Consider the following 337-nt stretch of genomic DNA (forward strand, 5'->3'; position numbering starts at 1 on the left):
GCAACAACATCATCTCCGGCGCCGTTGTTCCTTCGAGCAACGCCATCGGCCTGCACTTCTACCCCATCTGGGAAGCCGCCAGCCTCGACGAGTGGCTGTACAACGGTGGTCCTTACCAGCTGGTGGTCTTCCACTTCCTGATCGGCGTCTTCGCCTACATGGGCCGCGAGTGGGAACTCTCCTACCGCCTCGGCATGCGCCCCTGGATCTGCGTCGCCTACTCCGCCCCCGTGGCGGCTGCCAGCGCCGTGTTCCTGATCTACCCCTTCGGTCAGGGTTCCTTCTCCGACGGCATGCCCCTCGGCATCAGCGGCACCTTCAACTACATGCTGGTGTT

Annotated in this window: 1 pseudogene; it reads left to right on the forward strand. The window is 63.2% G+C overall.

From position 1 onward, the window contains the following. Window positions 1–337 (forward strand): annotated as a pseudogene (locus KUG41_RS16235) (photosystem II q(b) protein); the annotation flags it as partial.

The organism is Synechococcus sp. CCY 9618, from assembly GCF_019038415.1.
GTDB lineage: Bacteria > Cyanobacteriota > Cyanobacteriia > PCC-6307 > Cyanobiaceae > Cyanobium.